The sequence below is a fragment of the Amycolatopsis minnesotensis genome, from assembly GCF_039529815.1.
In the GTDB taxonomy this organism is placed as follows: domain Bacteria; phylum Actinomycetota; class Actinomycetes; order Mycobacteriales; family Pseudonocardiaceae; genus Amycolatopsis; species Amycolatopsis minnesotensis.
In genome coordinates this window covers 104,739-120,108 of the sequence record NZ_BAAANN010000021.1, presented here as the reverse complement: position 1 = coordinate 120,108, position 15,370 = coordinate 104,739, and the positions used below count along the sequence as shown (strand labels likewise).

Here is a 15,370-nt window from a genome sequence, read left to right as displayed (position 1 = left end):
TACGGTTTCGTTCATGGAGAGCATCACCTTGGGCGAGGTCGAAGTCGTGCGGATCGTCGAATGGCACGGCCGGATCCTCACCCCGGCCACCCTCGTCCCGGAAAGCCCCGCAGAACTGTGGCGCGCCAACGAATCCTGGCTCGCGCCGGAGTTCTGGAACCCCGTCGAAGACGCCTGCGTCGGCGCCGTGCAGACCTGGGTCCTGCGCAGCGGAGGACGGACCGTCCTGGTGGACACCGGCGTCGGCAACGACCGGCACCGGCCGCAGATCCCGGTGTTCGATCACCTGCGCACCGACTTCCTCGACCGGCTCGCCCGCGCGGGAGTCGCCCCGGCGGACGTCGACGTCGTGGTCAACACCCACATCCACTACGACCACGTCGGCTGGAACACCCGCGCCCGCGACGGCGGCTGGGTGCCGACGTTCCCGAACGCGACCTACCTGATCCCCCGTGCGGACAACGAGTTCTTCGATCCCCGCAACGCACACCGGCGGCGCCCGCCACGCGACGAGCACGAGCGGCTCCGCAGGGAGGGCGGCGAAATCGTCTTCGAGGACAGCATCGCGCCGATCCACCGCGAGGGTCGGGCCGTGCTGTGGGAGGGGGCGCACCGGATCGACCGGAACCTGGTCCTCGAAGCGGCACCGGGGCACACGCCCGGCTCGTCCGTGCTGCGGCTGTCGTCCGGCACCGACCGCGCGGTGTTCGTCGGCGATCTGCTGCACAGCCCCGTGCAGATCCTGCACCCCGAGCACAACAGCTGCTTCTGCGAGAACCCCGCCGAGGCCGCAGCCACCCGGCACCGGGTGCTGGCGCGCGCAGCCGATCTCGGCGAGCTGGTGGTACCGGCCCATTTCGGCGGGCACGGCGCCGCCGAGGTCCGCCGCGACGGCGCCCGCTTCCGGATCGGCGCGTGGGCCGGTTTCTCCCCCGCGGCCTGATCACGAACGCAGCGACAGCGACCTCGGCGCTTCGCGCTCGCTCTGCGGGATGACACCACCGGCGCCGTTCGCCGGTACCACGAGGCCGCTTTCGTAGGCGGCGACCACGGCCTGCGCGCGGCTGTTCAGGCCGAGCTTCGCCAGCGTGTGCTTGACGTGCGTCTTGACGGTGGCTTCGCTGAGCAGCAGCCGCTCCGCTATCTCGCCGTTGGTGTACCCCGCGGCGACCAGCCGGAGGACCTCGGTCTCCCGAGGGGTCAGGTCGCGCAGGTGCCTTCGCGCGCACGCGTTCGCCACGTGGCTTTGCGCGTACGCCTCGACGAGCCGCTGAGTGACGCTCGGGGAAATGAGCGTGTCACCGGCGACGACCGAGAACACCGCGGCGATGATCCCGTCCGGCGGCGTGTCCTTCAGCAGAAAGCCGGATGCGCCGTCCCCCAGCGCGGTGTACACGTATTCGGGCAGGTCGAACGCCGTCAGCATCACCACCCGCGTCCCGGGACTGGCAGCCAGGATCTCGCGCAGGGCGCCGATTCCGTCCAGTTTGGGCATCTTCATGTCCATCAGGACCACATCGGGGTCGAGCTTCGCGACCATGGCGACCGCACGCGTGCCGTCGACGGCCTCGCCGACCACTTCCAGGCCCGGCGCGGTCTTCAGCAGTGCGACGAGCCCGGTCCGGATCAGGACCTGGTCGTCGGCCACCAGTACGCGGATCGTCATGACCCGTCTCCGGTGATCGGCATGCACAGGACGACCTGGAAACCACCGGATTCCACCGGGCCCGCGGTGAGCACGCCGTCGTAGAGCGCGGCGCGCTCCCGCATTCCGCGGATGCCGTGCGATCCGGGTGTGGTGCGGGCGTGCGTCCTGCCGTCGTTGGTGACGGTGAGGAAGAGCGTGTCGGTGTCGTACTCCAGCTCCACCGTCGCGGTCGCGCGTTCCACGTGCTTGAGGACGTTGGTCAGCGACTCCTGCACGACCCGGTAGGCGCACAGGTCCTGGCCCGCCGGGAGCTCGCGCGGGGTGCCCTCGATCAGCAGGTCCACCGGGAGACCGGCGCGCCGCGTGTGCTCGACCAGTTCGTGCAGCGACGCCAGGCCCATCTCGCGGCGGTCTTCGGAATCGGCCCCGGAGGGGTCGTCGACGCGCAGGATGTCCAGCAGGCGCCGGAGTTCCGACAGCGCGGCCCTGCTGGAGTCGGCGATGGTCGAGATCGCGGTACGGGTCGATGACCGGTCGGTGTCGATCACGCGCCCGGCGAGTCCGGCCTGCAGCGCGACGACGGACATGTGGTGCGCGACGATGTCGTGGATCTCCCTGGCGATCCGGACCCGTTCCCTGGCAACCGCCTGCACGGCTTCCTTGGCGAGGTACTCCGTGTACTCCCCCTTGCGTTTGACGCTCACCCCGAGCATCAACGCGATGAGGAGCGTGACGCAGGCGAGCGCGGCTTCCGCCCACGATGTCTTCTCCGCGGTGGCGAGCCCGGACGCCAGCACCACGGCGACGCCGGCGAAGTACAGGACGGCCGCCGTCCTGAGGCGCCGGAGGCTGGCCACGGTGAACATCCCCAGCACGGCACCGAGCCAGTTGTCCGCCTGGGTCAGATTGCCCACCAGCAGGTACATCCCCGCCGCGCACCCCATCGTGAGGAAGGTCGCGACCGGCGCGAACTGCCGTACCGCGACGGGCGCGGCGACCAGCACGAGGAGCAGGTAGTCGAGCGGCCCCGGCGCGATCTCGGCCAGGCTGATCTGGGTCGCGAAGGCCAGCGCCAGCAGGATCAGCGCGAGCAGGACGTCCGTCCGCACCGTCCGCATGCTCGCGCCCATGAACGCACCGTAGCGGCGCCGGGGCTGGCATCCGGCCAGTCCGGCCGCTACCACCAGAGGGGTAGCCGAACTTACCCTCACGGGGCGAAGACGGTACCCGATCCATTCCCTATGCTTTTCGATATCAGCAATTCGCATTCCCGTCGGTACTCCCGTGCAGTACGAGTCGAACAGGGCGAGTGGGGCATGACTGATTTCGACGCAGTGGTCATCGGTGCCGGAAACGCGGGGCTCACCGCCGCGACGACCTTGCAACGCGGCGGGCTGCGCACCCTGCTGGTCGAACGGCACAGCGTTCCCGGAGGCTGCGGGACCTCGTTCCGGCGCGGCCGGTTCGAATTCGAAGTCGCACTACACCAGCTTTCGGGCGTCGGCGCGGAAGGACAGGAGCGGCGCACGCTCCGCGGCTTGTTCGGCAAGCTCGGCGTGCTCGGCAAAATCGACTTCGTCCAGGAGGACGACCTCTACCGCGCGGTGGTCCCCGGCTGCTACGACGTGACCATCCCGGCCGACTGGGACCAGGCCGTCGAAGCACTCGAATTCGCTTTTCCCGGGAACCGCGAAAACCTCAAGCGGTTCTTCGGCCTGGTCCGCGAAGTCACCTTCTGGAAAACCGCGGCCATGCGCGGGATACCCGCGGGCAAGATCGACCAGGTCTTCTTCCGGAACGCATTGCGCACGCTCCAGGACGTGCTGGACGAGCACTTCGGCGATGCCCGGATCAAGCACGCGCTTTCCGCATACTGGTTCTATCTCGGGCAACCGCCGTCGAAGCTCAGTTTCCAGGACATGGCGGCCACCCTGTTCGCGTACCTCGAATTCAAACCGTGGCACGTGAAAGGCGGGTCGCAGGCCATGTCCTCGGCGCTGTTCGAATCCTATGCCGAGGCGGGTGGCACCGCGCTGCTGAACACCGCGGTCGACCGGATCACCACCGGCGGCGGTGCGGTGACCGGGGTCCGCCTCTCCGACGGCCAGGAGTTCTCCACGCGTGACGTCGTTTCGAACGCCGCGCTGCCGCTCACCTACGACCTGCTCGACGGGAAGACACCGGCCGCGGTCCGAGCGGATCTGGCCACGCGACGGGTCGGGGTGTCCGCTTTCGTGCTGCACATGGGACTGGCCGCACCGCCCGCCGAACTGGGGTTCACCACCAGTACGAGCTTCATCGGCGCGGATCTCGACAACGACCGCGCCCACGCGACCATGCGCACGCTCGAACCGGCGCGCACCATCTGCGTGAGCTCGTACGACGTCACCCCGATCGGGTTCGCGCCACCAGGATCGACGCACGCGAGCCTGATGACCCTGCAGTACGCCAAGCCGTGGGAAACGGTGCCTCCCGCGCAGTACGCGAGCACGAAGTTCGCCTACGCCGAGACCCTGCTCGACCGGATCGAGGTGCTCGTACCGGATGTCCGCGCCGCGATCGAAGAGGTCGACGTCGCCACGCCGGTCACGCTGGAACGCTATCTCGGCCACCCGGGCGGGGCCATCTACGGCTACGCGCAGGACCGCACCGAAGGCTGGGTGTTCCGCGACGACGAGCACGGTTCGGCCGTCCCCGGCCTGCACGTCGCGGGTTCGTGGTCCGGCCTCGGCGGATTCCAGCCGACGTTCGAAGCAGGTGCCAGGGTGGCCAACCGCATGCTCCGCGAAAACGCCGCACGAGTGAGGAACTGACGATGAAGAACTCCCTGTTCGCGAGGTTCGACCACGTCGAGGGAATCCAGGCGGAGATCGACGAGCGCGCCGCGGGCGGCCCGTCCCGGTCGCGCCCCCGGCCGGCAGACATGATCAATCCGGGCGAGTTCCGGGTCACGGTGACCGATGTCGTCGCCGAAACCGCGTCCAGCAAGACCTTCCGGCTCGAACACCGCGGCCGGGTGCGGTTGCTGCCGCCCTTCCTCGCCGGGCAGTACGTTTCGCTGCACTTCCAAGGGACCACCCGGCCGTTCGCGATCTCGTCCAGCCCCGCCCAGCGCGCCTGGTACGACATCACCGTCCGGCGGGTTCCCGGCGGCAGGGTCAGCAACCACCTGCTCGACTACGTCGAGGTCGACGACGTCCTGACCATGACGGGCCCCAGCGGCACGTTCCACCACAACCCGCTCTTCCACGGTTCCGACGTCGTCTTCCTGGCGGGCGGGTCCGGTGTCGCGCCCGCGATGAGCATGCTCAGGGAGATCGCCGACCGGCGGGCCGACCGCCGGTTCCACCTGGTCTACGGCTGCCGCTCGGACACCGACGTGATCTTTCGCGGCGAGCTCGACGAACTGGCGCAGCGATGGCCGAACATCGAAGTCGACTACGTCATCACGGAACCGGGCCCGGACTGGCGCGGCGCGCGTGGCCTGCTCTCCGCGGCGACGGTGGAATCGCTCACCGGGCCGCTGAACGGGCGCATGGTCTACGTCTGCGGTCCGCAAGCCCTCTACCCGTACGCACTGGACCAGCTGACCGGTGCCGGGCATCCGCGGAACCGGATCCGCTTCGAAGCGAACGGCGCGCCTGCCGACGTGACCGCGCAGGCCCGCTGGCCGGACGGCGTCGACCCGTCGGGTCGGGTCACCGTCAGCGTCGGATCGCACGAGTTCCGCACGCCGCGCAACCGCCCGCTGCTCGACGCGCTCGAAGACGAGGGCATCCGGCCGACCGCTTCCTGCCGCTCGGGAGAGTGCGGCCAGTGCCGCATCCGCGTCGTCGGCGGGCAGGTCTACAACGCCGACGAAGCCAGGCTGCGCATGTCCGACGAATGGTTCGGCTACACGCACTCGTGCGTCAGTTATCCCTTGACCGACACGAGTCTCCAGCTGTGACGCTTGACCTTGTCGCGACGTCAGGGTTTCTACTGGGCGTATGCAGATCGGTGAACTCGCCTCGATCGCGGGCGTCAGCACCAGGGCGGTCCGCCACTACCACCAGCGCGGGCTGCTCCCGGAACCCCCTCGCCGCGCGAACGGGTACCGCCACTACGGGCTGCGCGAGGTCATCCTGCTCGCGCGGATCCGGCGGCTGACCGAACTGGGCCTGACCCTCGACGAAGTGCGCGACGTCCTCGCCGACGAACAAGGCCGCGACCTGCACGAGATCCTGGTCGGCCTCGACCACGACCTGGCCAGGCAGGAAACCGCGATCCGCGACCGGCGGGCACGGCTCGCGGGTTTGATCGAGCGCGCCGAAGCGGGAGCCCTGCACGCCGACGATCCGGTTTCCCCGGAAACGGCGGCACTGCTCGGCGTGCTCGGCCGGCCCGGCACGGCGTCCTCACCGATGGCGCGACTGGAACGGGACCTGGTCGCCCTGCTGGACACCGCACCGGACCAGCAGGGCGTGCTCGCGACGATGACCGCGCTCGCCGGGGATGGCGAAGCCGCGGCCGAAGCGCTGGCTCTGCACCGGCGGCTCGACGAGCTGTCCGAGGCGCCCGTCGGCGACCCGCGCGTGGCCCCGCTCGCCGCCGAACTCGCCGCGAGCGTGCCACCGGAGGTGGTCGCGCTGATCGCCGATCAGCTCCCGGACAGCCTCGACACCCCGTTCGCCGGCGCGATGCTGGACTCCGTTTCCCCAGCGCAGGCCGAGGTCCTCCGCCAGGCGATCCGGCTGCTGTCATGGCCGCGCTGAGGTACCAGGCCCGCTCGTTCGCCGATCTGTGGTGGTGGGTGCGCGGCCGCAGGCACGGGGTCGGCGCCGGGGATCTGGCGCTGGGGCACAGCCGTGACCGTGCCCCGATGCTGCTGGCGCTCGCCGGGCTGCTGTGCGTCGAAACCGCGGCCGTCGGCCTGCTCGTCCCGTGGCCGGTCGTGCACGTGCTGGACGCGCTCGCGCTGCTGCAGGTGCTCGCCATCGTCGCCACCGGGGTGACCCGCCCGCACGTGCTGCGCCCCGGCGAGCTGGTGTTGAGGTCAGGCCCGCTCGTCGAGCTGCGGCTGCCGCTGCACACGGTGATCGCCGTCCGCGCCGACCGGAAGGACCACAGTGGACGGTCGGCCGAGCTGACCGGCACTGAACTCGCGCTGCCCGTCGGCGACCGGACCGACGTCACCGTCGAGCTGTCCACCCCGGTCGTGGTGCCGGGGACCGAGGGCACGGCGAGCGTCATCCGGTTCCACGCCGACGAACCCCGCGCCGCCGTCAGCGCGATCAGGGCCGCGCTCAGCGACCTGACAGGTGCCGGTCGAGGAAGCGGCTGAGCCGGGGTGGGACGACGTCCGCTTCGCTCGCGCCGCGGTGCTCGAGGCCGGGCGCTGTCGCCGTTGAATCCCCAGTTCTCCTCGACGTACGGCGATGATCACGAAGACCCCGTAAAGCACGGAAAAGCGGAGAGCATATCCCAATCATTCATGTACATGAACTTCATCCGCGCTCTTGAATTTGATTCACGGTGCCCTTACCGTTTTTCCTACGCCGCCTCCGCCTCGGGCACCGCCGCCCGGTCCAGGAAGGAACCCCATGTCACCGCTGGTTTCTCGGCTGCGCAAGAGTCTGCTCGTCCTCGGGACGACCGCCGGAGTCGCCGCAGGTCTCACCTTCGCCCCCAGCGCCGCGACGGCGGCCGCGGCCCCGTGGACGGGAACATTCTCCGGATTTCCCTCGTCGTCGTGGAAGAACAGCTGGGGCATCGACGGCAGGGGCCAGTTCGGGTTCGACAACCTCAGCACCAGCGGCGGAACGCTGGACGTCAAGTACGGCAAGGGATCCTCGGCGCCCTCGTGCACGAACTGCCCCACCAGCGGTGGCGGCCAGTTCTACCAGGACCTCGGCAAGATCGGCCGCGGCGATCTCGAAAACGCGACCACGCTGTACCTCAAGTACGACATCCGCTTCCCCGCCGACTTCGACTACGGCAAGGGCGGCAAGCTCCCCGGGCTCTACGGTGGCGATCCCGGCAACGCCAGCGGCGGCAACCACGGCCCCGGCTGGTCGACGCGGTTCATGTTCCGCAACGGGAGCAAGGGCGAGGTGTACGTCTACACGCCCGCCGGTGACGGGTACGGCAAGGACGTCGGCCTCGGCTCGTGGAGCTTCTCCCCCGACGGCAGGACGCACACCATCCAGCAGTCGGTGAACCGCTCAAGCGGGCAGATCACCGTGTGGTACGACGGCAAACAGGTCCTGTCGGAGAGCGCGGCGCCGGGAATCTCCGGCATCCCGTTCAACGGCGTGTTCTTCTCGACCTTCTTCGGCGGCCATGAAACGAGCTGGGGCCCGAAGCACGAAGTGCACGCCTACTTCTCCGGCTTCACGGTGAGCACGGCGAAGATCTGACCGGGACGGCGGTGGCGAATTGCCGCCGATACGGCCCTGCCGGATGTCCCCTGGGACATCCGGCAGGGCCGTATCGTCAATTGTTTCAGGCGGCGGTGTCCTTCTTGGCCCGCTTCCGCGGCGCGCGCTTGCGGGCGGGCTTCGCCGTCTCTTCGGCGGCCTCCTGCTGCGCGGCGTCGAAGGCGGTGATCACGTCGGCGGCGAGCCTGCCGCGCTCGGCGAGGTCGTATCCGTTCTCCTGCGCCCAGGCGCGGATCTCGCGGTTGCGCTCCCGGCGGGCGGGGTCGGCCGACCGCGAAGCGGACGGGCCGGACTTGCGGCCGCCGATGCGCCGCGCCGAAGCCACGTAGGGTGCCAGCTCGTCACGCAGGTTCGCCGCGTTGTCCTCGGAAAGGTCGATTTCGTAGCTCACACCGTCGAGACTGAACGGCACCGTCTGGCTGGCTTCACTGCCATCGATGTCGTCGACCATCTCCACACGTACCTGCTGTGCCATCGGTAACGGGTTCCTTCGAAAGTTCGGTTTGGACACTCGCGGACGAGTTGCCAAGACAATAGCCCCTTACCGCGCCAGTCTGCTCACATACCCGCCGGTTTGGCCGGAAAAAGCCCGGACCGTGCCCGGAACGTCACACCCAGTTCCACGGCGGCCGCCTCCGGCGCCATCGAAGTCCGATGTGGACAAGGCGGCGGACTGCGCCGACCGTGGCAATGCCGACTGCGGCCGGTGACCGGTTTATTCCCGTCCGGGGAAGGTCGTCCCACCTTTCCCAGTACGTGGCCGCCTGCCGCGGCACACCCGTTTCCGGCGCACAATGCGGTTACCGCACCGGGAAAGGAGCGTCATGGCAGCCGTACCGCACCCGCACCTCGCCGTCGCGTTGGAGGGGGCAGGCGCCCATCCCGCGGCATGGCGCGAACCGGACGCGAGGCCGGCCGAACTGGTCACCGCGCGCTACTGGGCGGGCCTGGTCGCCGAGGCGGAATCCGGGCTGCTGGACTTCGTCACACTGGCCGACTCGCTCGGGCCGCCGCCGCAGGACACCGGCCGCGTCCACACCGCCCTCGACGCCGTGCTGGTCGCGGCACGGGTCGCGCCGCTGACTTCGCGCGTCGGGCTGGTGCCGTCCGCGACGGCCACGCACACCGAGCCGTTCCACCTGTCGAAGGCGATCGCGACGGTCGACTACGTCAGCGAAGGCAGGGCGGGCGTGCAGATCCAGGTTTCCGCCGCCCCCACCGAGGCGGCCCAGTTCGGGCGCCGCCGGTTCCCTGCCGAGGCCACGGGCCTGCACGACGAGGCCGCCGACTACGTCGAAGTCCTGCGCCGCCTGTGGGACAGCTGGGAAGACGACGCCGAGATCAGGGACGTGCCGACCGGCCGGTTCGTTGACCGGGACAAGCTGCACTACGCCGACTTCGAGGGAAAGTGGTTCAGCGTCAAGGGTCCGTCGATCACCCCGCGCCCGCCGCAGGGCCAGCCGGTGGTCGCGACGGCGGCCGTCGACGACGAGTCGTTCCGGCTCGCCGGGCGTTCGGCGGACCTCGCCTTCGTGACCCCGCGCGGTATCGACGAGATCCCGGCGATCGTCGACCGCGTGCGCACGGAAGCGGCGGGGCGGATCGTGCTCCCGATCGCCGACCTGATCGTCTTCCTCGACGAGACGGCCTCGGCCGCGGCCGACCGGAAGGCGCGCCTCGACGACCTGGCCCCGCTCACCAGCGATACCGCGGTCTTCACCGGCACCCCGGCCGCGCTGGCCGAGCACCTCGTCGCCTGGCACCGCGCCGGACTGCCGGGTTTCCGGCTGTGGCCCGGCGCACTCCCGCACGACCTCACCGCGGTCACCACCGGGCTGGTGCCCGAACTCCGTGCCCGCGACGCCTTCCGCGACACCTACGAGGCGAGCACCCTGCGGGGGCTGCTCGGACTCGACCGGCCCGCGAACCGCTACGCCGCCTGAGGAGGGGCCGAAGATGAAGCAGATCCACCTCGCCGCGCACTTCCCCGGCGTGAACAACACGACCGTGTGGAGCGATCCGGCGGCGGGCAGCCACATCGAGTTCAGCTCGTTCGCCCACCTCGCGCGCACGGCCGAGCGCGCGAAGTTCGACTTCTTCTTCCTCGCCGAAGGGTTGCGGCTGCGGGAGCAGGGCGGCCGGATCTACGACCTGGACGTGGTCGGCAGGCCCGACACCTTCACCGTGCTCGCCGCGCTCGCGGCGGTGACCGAGCGGCTCGGCCTGGCCGGCACGATCAACTCGACGTTCAACGAACCGTACGAGGTGGCCCGCCAGTTCGCGTCGCTCGACCACCTCTCCGCGGGCCGGGCCGCCTGGAACGTGGTGACCTCGTGGGACGCCTTCACCGGCGAGAACTTCCGTCGCGGCGGGTTCCTCCCGGAGGACCAGCGCTACGAGCGCGCCGAGACGTTCCTGCGCACGGCAGGCGAGCTGTTCGACTCGTGGCGTGCAGGCGATGTCGTGGCGGACAAGGAAACCGGGGTGTTCGTACGCGATGCGAACACGGGCGCGTTCTCCCATCACGACAGCCACTTCGACATCTCGGGCCGGTTCACGGTGCCGCGGAGCCCGCAGGGGCGGCCCGTCATCCTGCAGGCGGGCGACTCGGAAAGCGGCCGCGAGTTCGCGGCCGCGTCGGCGGACGCGATCTTCACCCGGCACGGCACCCTCGAAGCGGGGCAGGCGTTCTACCGCGACGTCAAGGGCAGGCTCGCGCGGTACGGGCGCACCCCGGAGCAGCTCGTGGTGCTGCCCGCGGCGACGTTCGTGCTCGGCGACACCGACGCGGACGCGCACGAGCGGGCGGACCTGGTCCGGCGCCAGCAGGTCAGCGGGCAGACCGCGATCAGGACGCTCGAACAGGTGTGGAACCGGGACCTGTCCGCGTACGACCCGGACGGCCCGCTGCCGGAGATCGACCCCGACCCCGGCGAGCACACGATCGCCAAGGGCAGGGCGAGCGTGCGCCAGTTCCGCGATCCGGTGGCGACCGCGCGCGAGTGGCGGGAGCTGGCCAGGGCCAAGAACCTCTCGATCCGCGACCTGGTGATCGAGACGGGTTCGCGGCAGACGTTCATCGGCTCACCGGAGACGGTCGCGCGCACGATGAACGAGCTGGTGCAGGCCGACGCGAGCGACGGGTTCGTCCTCGTCCCGCACGTCACCCCCGGCGGGCTCGACGAGTTCGCCGACAAGGTGGTCCCGCTGCTGCAGGAACGCGGCGCCTTCCGCACCGAGTACACCGGCACCACGCTGCGCGACCACCTCGGCCTCGACGCGCGCTGACCCCGGTCCTCGACAGCCGGGATAGGGTGCGGTCCGTGCTGAAGAAAACCTGGGTGATCGCCGCGACCGTACTGTTTTCGAGCGCGCTCGTGACCGCGCCCGCGACGGCCGCGGACACCGTCGCGCGGCCCTGCCCGCAGCTTCGGCTGTCCGCCGGCTGGTACGGCGGCAACGCCGGGAAGATCCAGCGGGTGATCGACGAACGCGGCCGGTGCGGCGGCCACCGCGGCGCACGGCCGGTCGCGGTGTTCGACTGGGACAACACGGTGGTCAAGAACGACACCTCGGACCAGACGATCTTCTGGATGCTGCGCCACGACAAGGTGCTCCAGCCGCGCGGCGCCGACTGGCGCACGACGAGCCGCTACATGACCGACGCGGGCGCGAACGCGCTCCACGACGCCTGCGGCACGGACGTGAAACCGGGTGCTCCCCTGCCGACCAGCCGGAACGTGCGCTGCGCCGACGAACTGCTCTCGGTGCGCAAGAACGCCAAGACCACCGCCGGCGCCGAGGTGTTCGACGGCACGCACAACCACCGGTATATGGAAGCGAGCTACGCGTGGGTCGCCCAGCTCAACGCGGGCTACCGGCCGTCGGAGGTCCGTGCGATCGCCGCCGCGGCGCGGCTCGACGCGTTGCGCGCGCCGATCGGCGCCACCCAGCGCGTCGGCTCCCACACCGAGACCGCGTGGATCCGGTACTACCCGCAGATCAAGGACCTCATCCGCACGCTCGGCAAGGCCGGCTTCGAGACCTGGGTCGTTTCGGCATCGCCGCGGGAAACCGCCGAGGTGTGGGCGGCCGGGGTCGGCGTCCCGCCCAGCCGGACGATCGGGATCACCTCGCTGACCACCAACGGCCGTTTCAACGGCCACCTCGCGGGCTGCGGCGGGATCGCCGACGGCGAGGACGCGATCATGCCCTACATCGACGGCAAGCGGTGCTTCATCAACAAGACCGTGCTCGGCATCGAAGGCGCGGCGCAGCTCGACCAGGCGCCCGAAGCCCGGCGGCAGGCGCTCGCCGGTGGCGACGCCACCACGGACATCACCATGCTCGGTGACGCCACCGGAGTGCGGATCGCGTTGAACCGCAACAAGGACGAGCTGATGTGCCGCGCCTACGACAACGCGGACGGCAAGTGGGCGGTCAACCCGATGTTCATCCAGCCGCTGCCCGCGCTGGCACGGACCTACCCGTGCTCGACCGCGGCCTACGAAAACGCCGACGGCTCGCACGCGCCGGTGCGCCGCGCCGACGGCACCGTCATCCCGGACCAGCGGGACACCGTGCACGGCTGACCTCCAGGCCCGGGGCGAGGCCGTCTGATTCCCCGAAGGTCACCTTCGGGGAATCAGACGCCGCGATCTCCGCCTTCGCGGCGGGCGCCACGGCAGCGCTGATGCCCTGAAGGACGCCTTGAGGGACGTAGCTGCCGTGAAGGTCACCTTCAGGACATGCGGGGGCGGACTACCCCGCCTGCGTAACCGGGCGGCCGACCGCTTCCTGCATGCCGCGCACCGCGAGCCGGTCCGCCCGCTCGTTCTCGGGGTGTCCCGCGTGGCCCTTGACCCAGTGCCATTCGACGTCGTGCCGGTTGACCGCGTCGTCGAGGCGCTGCCACAGGTCGACGTTCTTCACCGGCTGCTTCGCGCTGGTCTGCCAGCCGTTGCGCTTCCAGCGCGGCACCCACTGCGTGATGCCGTTGCGGACGTAGGTGCTGTCGGTGTAGATCCGCACCACCGCCTGCCGCTTGAGGCCCTCCAACGCCTGGATGGGCGCGGTGAGCTCCATCCGGTTGTTCGTGGTCTCGGTGGCCTGCCCGCCGTAAAGCTCCTTCTCGTGCGTGCCGTAGCGCAGTAGCGCGCCCCAGCCGCCGGGGCCGGGGTTGCCGCTGCACGCGCCGTCGGTGTAGATCTCGACGACCTGGTCCTCCCCCTGCACAGTCATGCCGGGCAACATACCCGCCCGCCTTCGCGCGCCGTCAGCAGGCAAGGTCCCGGCGTGGCGTCTCCGTGGCGATAGTCGTCGACGGAGAATCGTGCGTCCGCCACAGGCGCTTCCTCCCGCAGCGCGGGATGAGAGTCCCCTGTGGACAATCGCGAAACGGTGATGCCGATGTTCACCCCCTCGGGGCGGCGGTGCTCCAATGGCACCCGGACCTCGAGCGGGCGCGGTTCTCCACCCCGATCTCCACCCTGGCGAGGATCCCGTGCCGCCGGATCGCGGTTAGTTTCGCCGACCATGACCGATGCTCTTGTGTTCAGCGGGATCTTCCTCGTGCTGGTGCTCACCACGCAGATCGGGCGGCGACGGCATTCGACGCTGCTCGCCGTGATGCCGTTCGTGTCCTCCGCCGTGATCGGCGGGCTGGTGATCTTCACCGGCGAGCACGACTACCGCCCCGCCGACTTCGTGTGCGCCGCCATCGGCACGGCGATCGGCGCCGGTGTCGGAATCGGGCTGTCGAAGACCATGGCCGTGTACCGGGATCCCGGCACGGCAAAGCTCTACACCCGCGCCGCGTTCCCCTACCTCGCCATCTGGCTCGTCGTCCTCGTCGCCAGGATCGTGTTCGTCTGGCTGCTCGAGAACGTCCACTCGTTCGCGGTGTCCTTCGGCGAGTTCATGGCGGAAACCGGGTTCGGTCGGGACGGGGTGGCGTTGTTCTTCCTCCTGATGGCGCTCGCGATGGTGCTCACCCGCGAGGTCAGCGTCCTGCGTCGCGCACCGAAGACCGCCGCGGCCCTCCCGGTCGCGGCCTGACGCGGTCGAGAAGAGTTGCTCCGCGCGGCTGGGGAGCGCGCGGAGCAACTCCTTCCCCACCCGGTGGCACCGGACCTTCAGCCACCACGCCCAACCGGCCAGCACGCACAACGCCAGCAGGAGGTAGGTGTTGCCGTACAGGTGCTCCGCGAGCGTCCAATGCCGTTCCTTGTCCTCACCGGACGGCGCGAAGTGGTGCGGCCCGACGAAGAACACCACCGCGAGCGCACCCGCCGCCACCCACCAGCGCGGCGCGCCGGTGCGGCAGGCATGTCCACAGAGGACGACCAGCGCGGGAGCCAGCCACACCCAGTGGTGTGACCACGAGATCGGGGACACCACGAGCGCGGCGACCGCGTTGACCAGCACCGCCACCGGCGGCTCCACGCGCCGCATGACGATCACCGCCGCGACCAGTACCGCGGCCACCAGCACCGCGCCGAGGACCGCGTGCCACCCCGGCGGCAGGCCGAGCCGGGTCAGCTCGGCCTCGATGGTCTGGTTCGTCGCGAACGGCGAACCGCTGAGCCCGGACGCCCCGGTCAGCTCGACCAGCCAGTAGTGCGCCGATGCCACCGGCGCGACCACGAACCCGGCGGCGCTCGCCGCCAGCGCCGTCGCCGCGGCGGTGGTCGCCGATCGGAAGTCCTTGCGCAGCAGGAAGAACAGCACGAACGCGGCGGGGGTGATCTTGACCGCGGCGGCCAGCCCGACGAGCGTACCGCGCGGCCAGCGCGTTTTCGGCAGCAGGCAGTCCGCGAGCACCATGCCCATCAGGACCAGGTTGACCTGTCCGAACCCGAGCGTCGCGCGAACGGGTTCGAGCAGCAGCGCGGCGGGCAACAGTGCCAGCCCGACCACCACCCGGCGCCACGGCAGCGCGAGGCGGACGGTCACGACGAGCGCGAGTCCCAGCGCCGCCACCGACAACGCGAACATCCCCACCGCCGCGCACCACCACGGCGCGGTCACCAGCGGGGTCAGCGCGATCGCAGCGAACGGCGGGTAGATGAACGGCAGCGTGACACCGGCCGAGGTGGGCGGCAGCGTGCCGTACGGGTCGTCGCCGCGCCACAGCGCCTGCGCACCGAACCGGTACACCTGGAGGTCGATGAACTGGCTGCGGGCGACGACCACGACGGCCACCACCCCGATCACGGCGCCAATGGCGAGCAGGAAAGCTTTGTAGCGAAGGAAAAATGTTCCGGTCATACCCGTTCGACACCGGCAGCGCGCCGAAAGGATG

At 70.1% G+C, this 15,370-nt stretch carries 14 protein-coding genes; 9 read left to right on the top strand and 5 right to left on the bottom strand.

Annotated features, from left to right (window positions below; genetic code table 11):
• Positions 1 to 13 precede the first annotated feature (13 nt).
• Positions 14 to 943, top strand: coding sequence for an MBL fold metallo-hydrolase (locus ABD256_RS25555; RefSeq protein ID WP_344423883.1), 930 nt, complete (start codon positions 14 to 16; stop codon positions 941 to 943).
• Here the strand turns inward: ABD256_RS25555 and ABD256_RS25550 are convergent, their stop codons facing one another.
• A complete protein-coding gene (locus ABD256_RS25550; protein ID WP_344423881.1) occupies positions 944 to 1,666 on the bottom strand; it encodes a response regulator in 723 nt (240 codons plus the stop codon).
• A complete protein-coding gene (locus ABD256_RS25545) occupies positions 1,663 to 2,778 on the bottom strand; it encodes a histidine kinase (protein ID WP_344423878.1) in 1,116 nt (371 codons plus the stop codon). The genes ABD256_RS25550 and ABD256_RS25545 overlap by 4 nt, the downstream gene beginning before the upstream one ends.
• A 186-nt stretch (positions 2,779 to 2,964) precedes the next feature.
• On the opposite strand from ABD256_RS25545, the gene ABD256_RS25540 reads away from it, so the two are divergent.
• The 5 genes from ABD256_RS25540 to ABD256_RS25520 all read left to right on the top strand — a co-directional run bounded on the left by ABD256_RS25540 (position 2,965) and on the right by ABD256_RS25520 (position 8,046).
• A complete protein-coding gene (locus tag ABD256_RS25540; RefSeq protein ID WP_344423875.1) occupies positions 2,965 to 4,461 on the top strand; it encodes a phytoene desaturase family protein in 1,497 nt (498 codons plus the stop codon).
• 2 nt (positions 4,462 to 4,463) lie between these two features.
• A complete protein-coding gene (locus tag ABD256_RS25535; protein WP_344423872.1) occupies positions 4,464 to 5,597 on the top strand; it encodes a 2Fe-2S iron-sulfur cluster-binding protein in 1,134 nt (377 codons plus the stop codon).
• A 40-nt stretch (positions 5,598 to 5,637) separates the two neighbouring features.
• Complete coding sequence (locus ABD256_RS25530; RefSeq protein ID WP_344423869.1) at positions 5,638 to 6,402, top strand: MerR family transcriptional regulator; 765 nt, start codon at positions 5,638 to 5,640, stop codon at positions 6,400 to 6,402.
• Positions 6,390 to 6,971: a hypothetical protein gene (locus tag ABD256_RS25525; RefSeq protein WP_344423866.1), complete on the top strand. Its 582-nt coding sequence runs from the start codon at positions 6,390 to 6,392 to the stop codon at positions 6,969 to 6,971. Before ABD256_RS25530 ends, ABD256_RS25525 begins: the two co-directional genes overlap by 13 nt.
• A 259-nt stretch (positions 6,972 to 7,230) precedes the next feature.
• Positions 7,231 to 8,046: a polysaccharide lyase gene (locus tag ABD256_RS25520; protein ID WP_344423863.1), complete on the top strand. Its 816-nt coding sequence runs from the start codon at positions 7,231 to 7,233 to the stop codon at positions 8,044 to 8,046.
• Between the two features lie 85 nt (positions 8,047 to 8,131).
• Here ABD256_RS25520 and ABD256_RS25515 read toward each other — a convergent pair whose 3' ends face one another.
• A complete protein-coding gene (locus ABD256_RS25515) occupies positions 8,132 to 8,542 on the bottom strand; it encodes a histone-like nucleoid-structuring protein Lsr2 (RefSeq protein WP_344423860.1) in 411 nt (136 codons plus the stop codon).
• Positions 8,543 to 8,891: 349 nt separating this feature from the next.
• On the opposite strand from ABD256_RS25515, the gene ABD256_RS25510 reads away from it, so the two are divergent.
• The 3 genes from ABD256_RS25510 to ABD256_RS25500 are packed head-to-tail and all read left to right on the top strand — an operon-like array spanning position 8,892 to position 12,659.
• Positions 8,892 to 10,010 carry an LLM class flavin-dependent oxidoreductase gene (locus tag ABD256_RS25510; RefSeq protein ID WP_344423857.1) on the top strand — a complete coding sequence of 373 codons (1,119 nt, stop codon included), beginning with the start codon at positions 8,892 to 8,894 and terminating at the stop codon, positions 10,008 to 10,010.
• Positions 10,011 to 10,023: 13 nt separating this feature from the next.
• The gene (locus tag ABD256_RS25505) at positions 10,024 to 11,355 is read left to right on the top strand and encodes an NtaA/DmoA family FMN-dependent monooxygenase (RefSeq protein WP_344423854.1); all 1,332 of its coding nucleotides are present in this window, start codon (positions 10,024 to 10,026) and stop codon (positions 11,353 to 11,355) included.
• Positions 11,356 to 11,390: 35 nt separating this feature from the next.
• Positions 11,391 to 12,659: a haloacid dehalogenase-like hydrolase gene (locus tag ABD256_RS25500; RefSeq protein WP_344423851.1), complete on the top strand. Its 1,269-nt coding sequence runs from the start codon at positions 11,391 to 11,393 to the stop codon at positions 12,657 to 12,659.
• Positions 12,660 to 12,828: 169 nt separating this feature from the next.
• Here the strand turns inward: ABD256_RS25500 and rnhA are convergent, their stop codons facing one another.
• Both rnhA and ABD256_RS25490 read right to left on the bottom strand, forming a co-directional pair.
• Positions 12,829 to 13,308 carry a ribonuclease HI gene (gene rnhA, locus ABD256_RS25495; protein ID WP_344423848.1) on the bottom strand — a complete coding sequence of 160 codons (480 nt, stop codon included), beginning with the start codon at positions 13,306 to 13,308 and terminating at the stop codon, positions 12,829 to 12,831.
• 279 nt (positions 13,309 to 13,587) lie between these two features.
• Positions 13,588 to 15,336 (bottom strand): glycosyltransferase family 87 protein, encoded by a 1,749-nt coding sequence (locus ABD256_RS25490; RefSeq protein WP_344423845.1) that lies wholly within the window; start codon positions 15,334 to 15,336, stop codon positions 13,588 to 13,590.
• Positions 15,337 to 15,370 lie beyond the last annotated feature (34 nt).

Excerpts from the sequence above, each read along its gene's own strand:
- ABD256_RS25550 (WP_344423881.1), bottom strand. The coding sequence starts at position 1,666 with ATGACGATCCGCGTACTGGTGGCCGACGACCAGGTCCTGATCCGGACC.
- ABD256_RS25520 (WP_344423863.1), top strand. The coding sequence starts at position 7,231 with ATGTCACCGCTGGTTTCTCGGCTGCGCAAGAGTCTGCTCGTCCTCGGG.
- ABD256_RS25530 (WP_344423869.1), top strand. The coding sequence starts at position 5,638 with ATGCAGATCGGTGAACTCGCCTCGATCGCGGGCGTCAGCACCAGGGCG.
- ABD256_RS25505 (WP_344423854.1), top strand. The coding sequence starts at position 10,024 with ATGAAGCAGATCCACCTCGCCGCGCACTTCCCCGGCGTGAACAACACG.
- ABD256_RS25535 (WP_344423872.1), top strand. The coding sequence starts at position 4,464 with ATGAAGAACTCCCTGTTCGCGAGGTTCGACCACGTCGAGGGAATCCAG.
- ABD256_RS25525 (WP_344423866.1), top strand. The coding sequence starts at position 6,390 with ATGGCCGCGCTGAGGTACCAGGCCCGCTCGTTCGCCGATCTGTGGTGG.
- ABD256_RS25540 (WP_344423875.1), top strand. The coding sequence starts at position 2,965 with ATGACTGATTTCGACGCAGTGGTCATCGGTGCCGGAAACGCGGGGCTC.
- ABD256_RS25510 (WP_344423857.1), top strand. The coding sequence starts at position 8,892 with ATGGCAGCCGTACCGCACCCGCACCTCGCCGTCGCGTTGGAGGGGGCA.
- ABD256_RS25555 (WP_344423883.1), top strand. The coding sequence starts at position 14 with ATGGAGAGCATCACCTTGGGCGAGGTCGAAGTCGTGCGGATCGTCGAA.
- ABD256_RS25490 (WP_344423845.1), bottom strand. The coding sequence starts at position 15,336 with ATGACCGGAACATTTTTCCTTCGCTACAAAGCTTTCCTGCTCGCCATT.
- ABD256_RS25545 (WP_344423878.1), bottom strand. The coding sequence starts at position 2,778 with ATGGGCGCGAGCATGCGGACGGTGCGGACGGACGTCCTGCTCGCGCTG.
- ABD256_RS25515 (WP_344423860.1), bottom strand. The coding sequence starts at position 8,542 with ATGGCACAGCAGGTACGTGTGGAGATGGTCGACGACATCGATGGCAGT.
- rnhA (WP_344423848.1), bottom strand. The coding sequence starts at position 13,308 with ATGACTGTGCAGGGGGAGGACCAGGTCGTCGAGATCTACACCGACGGC.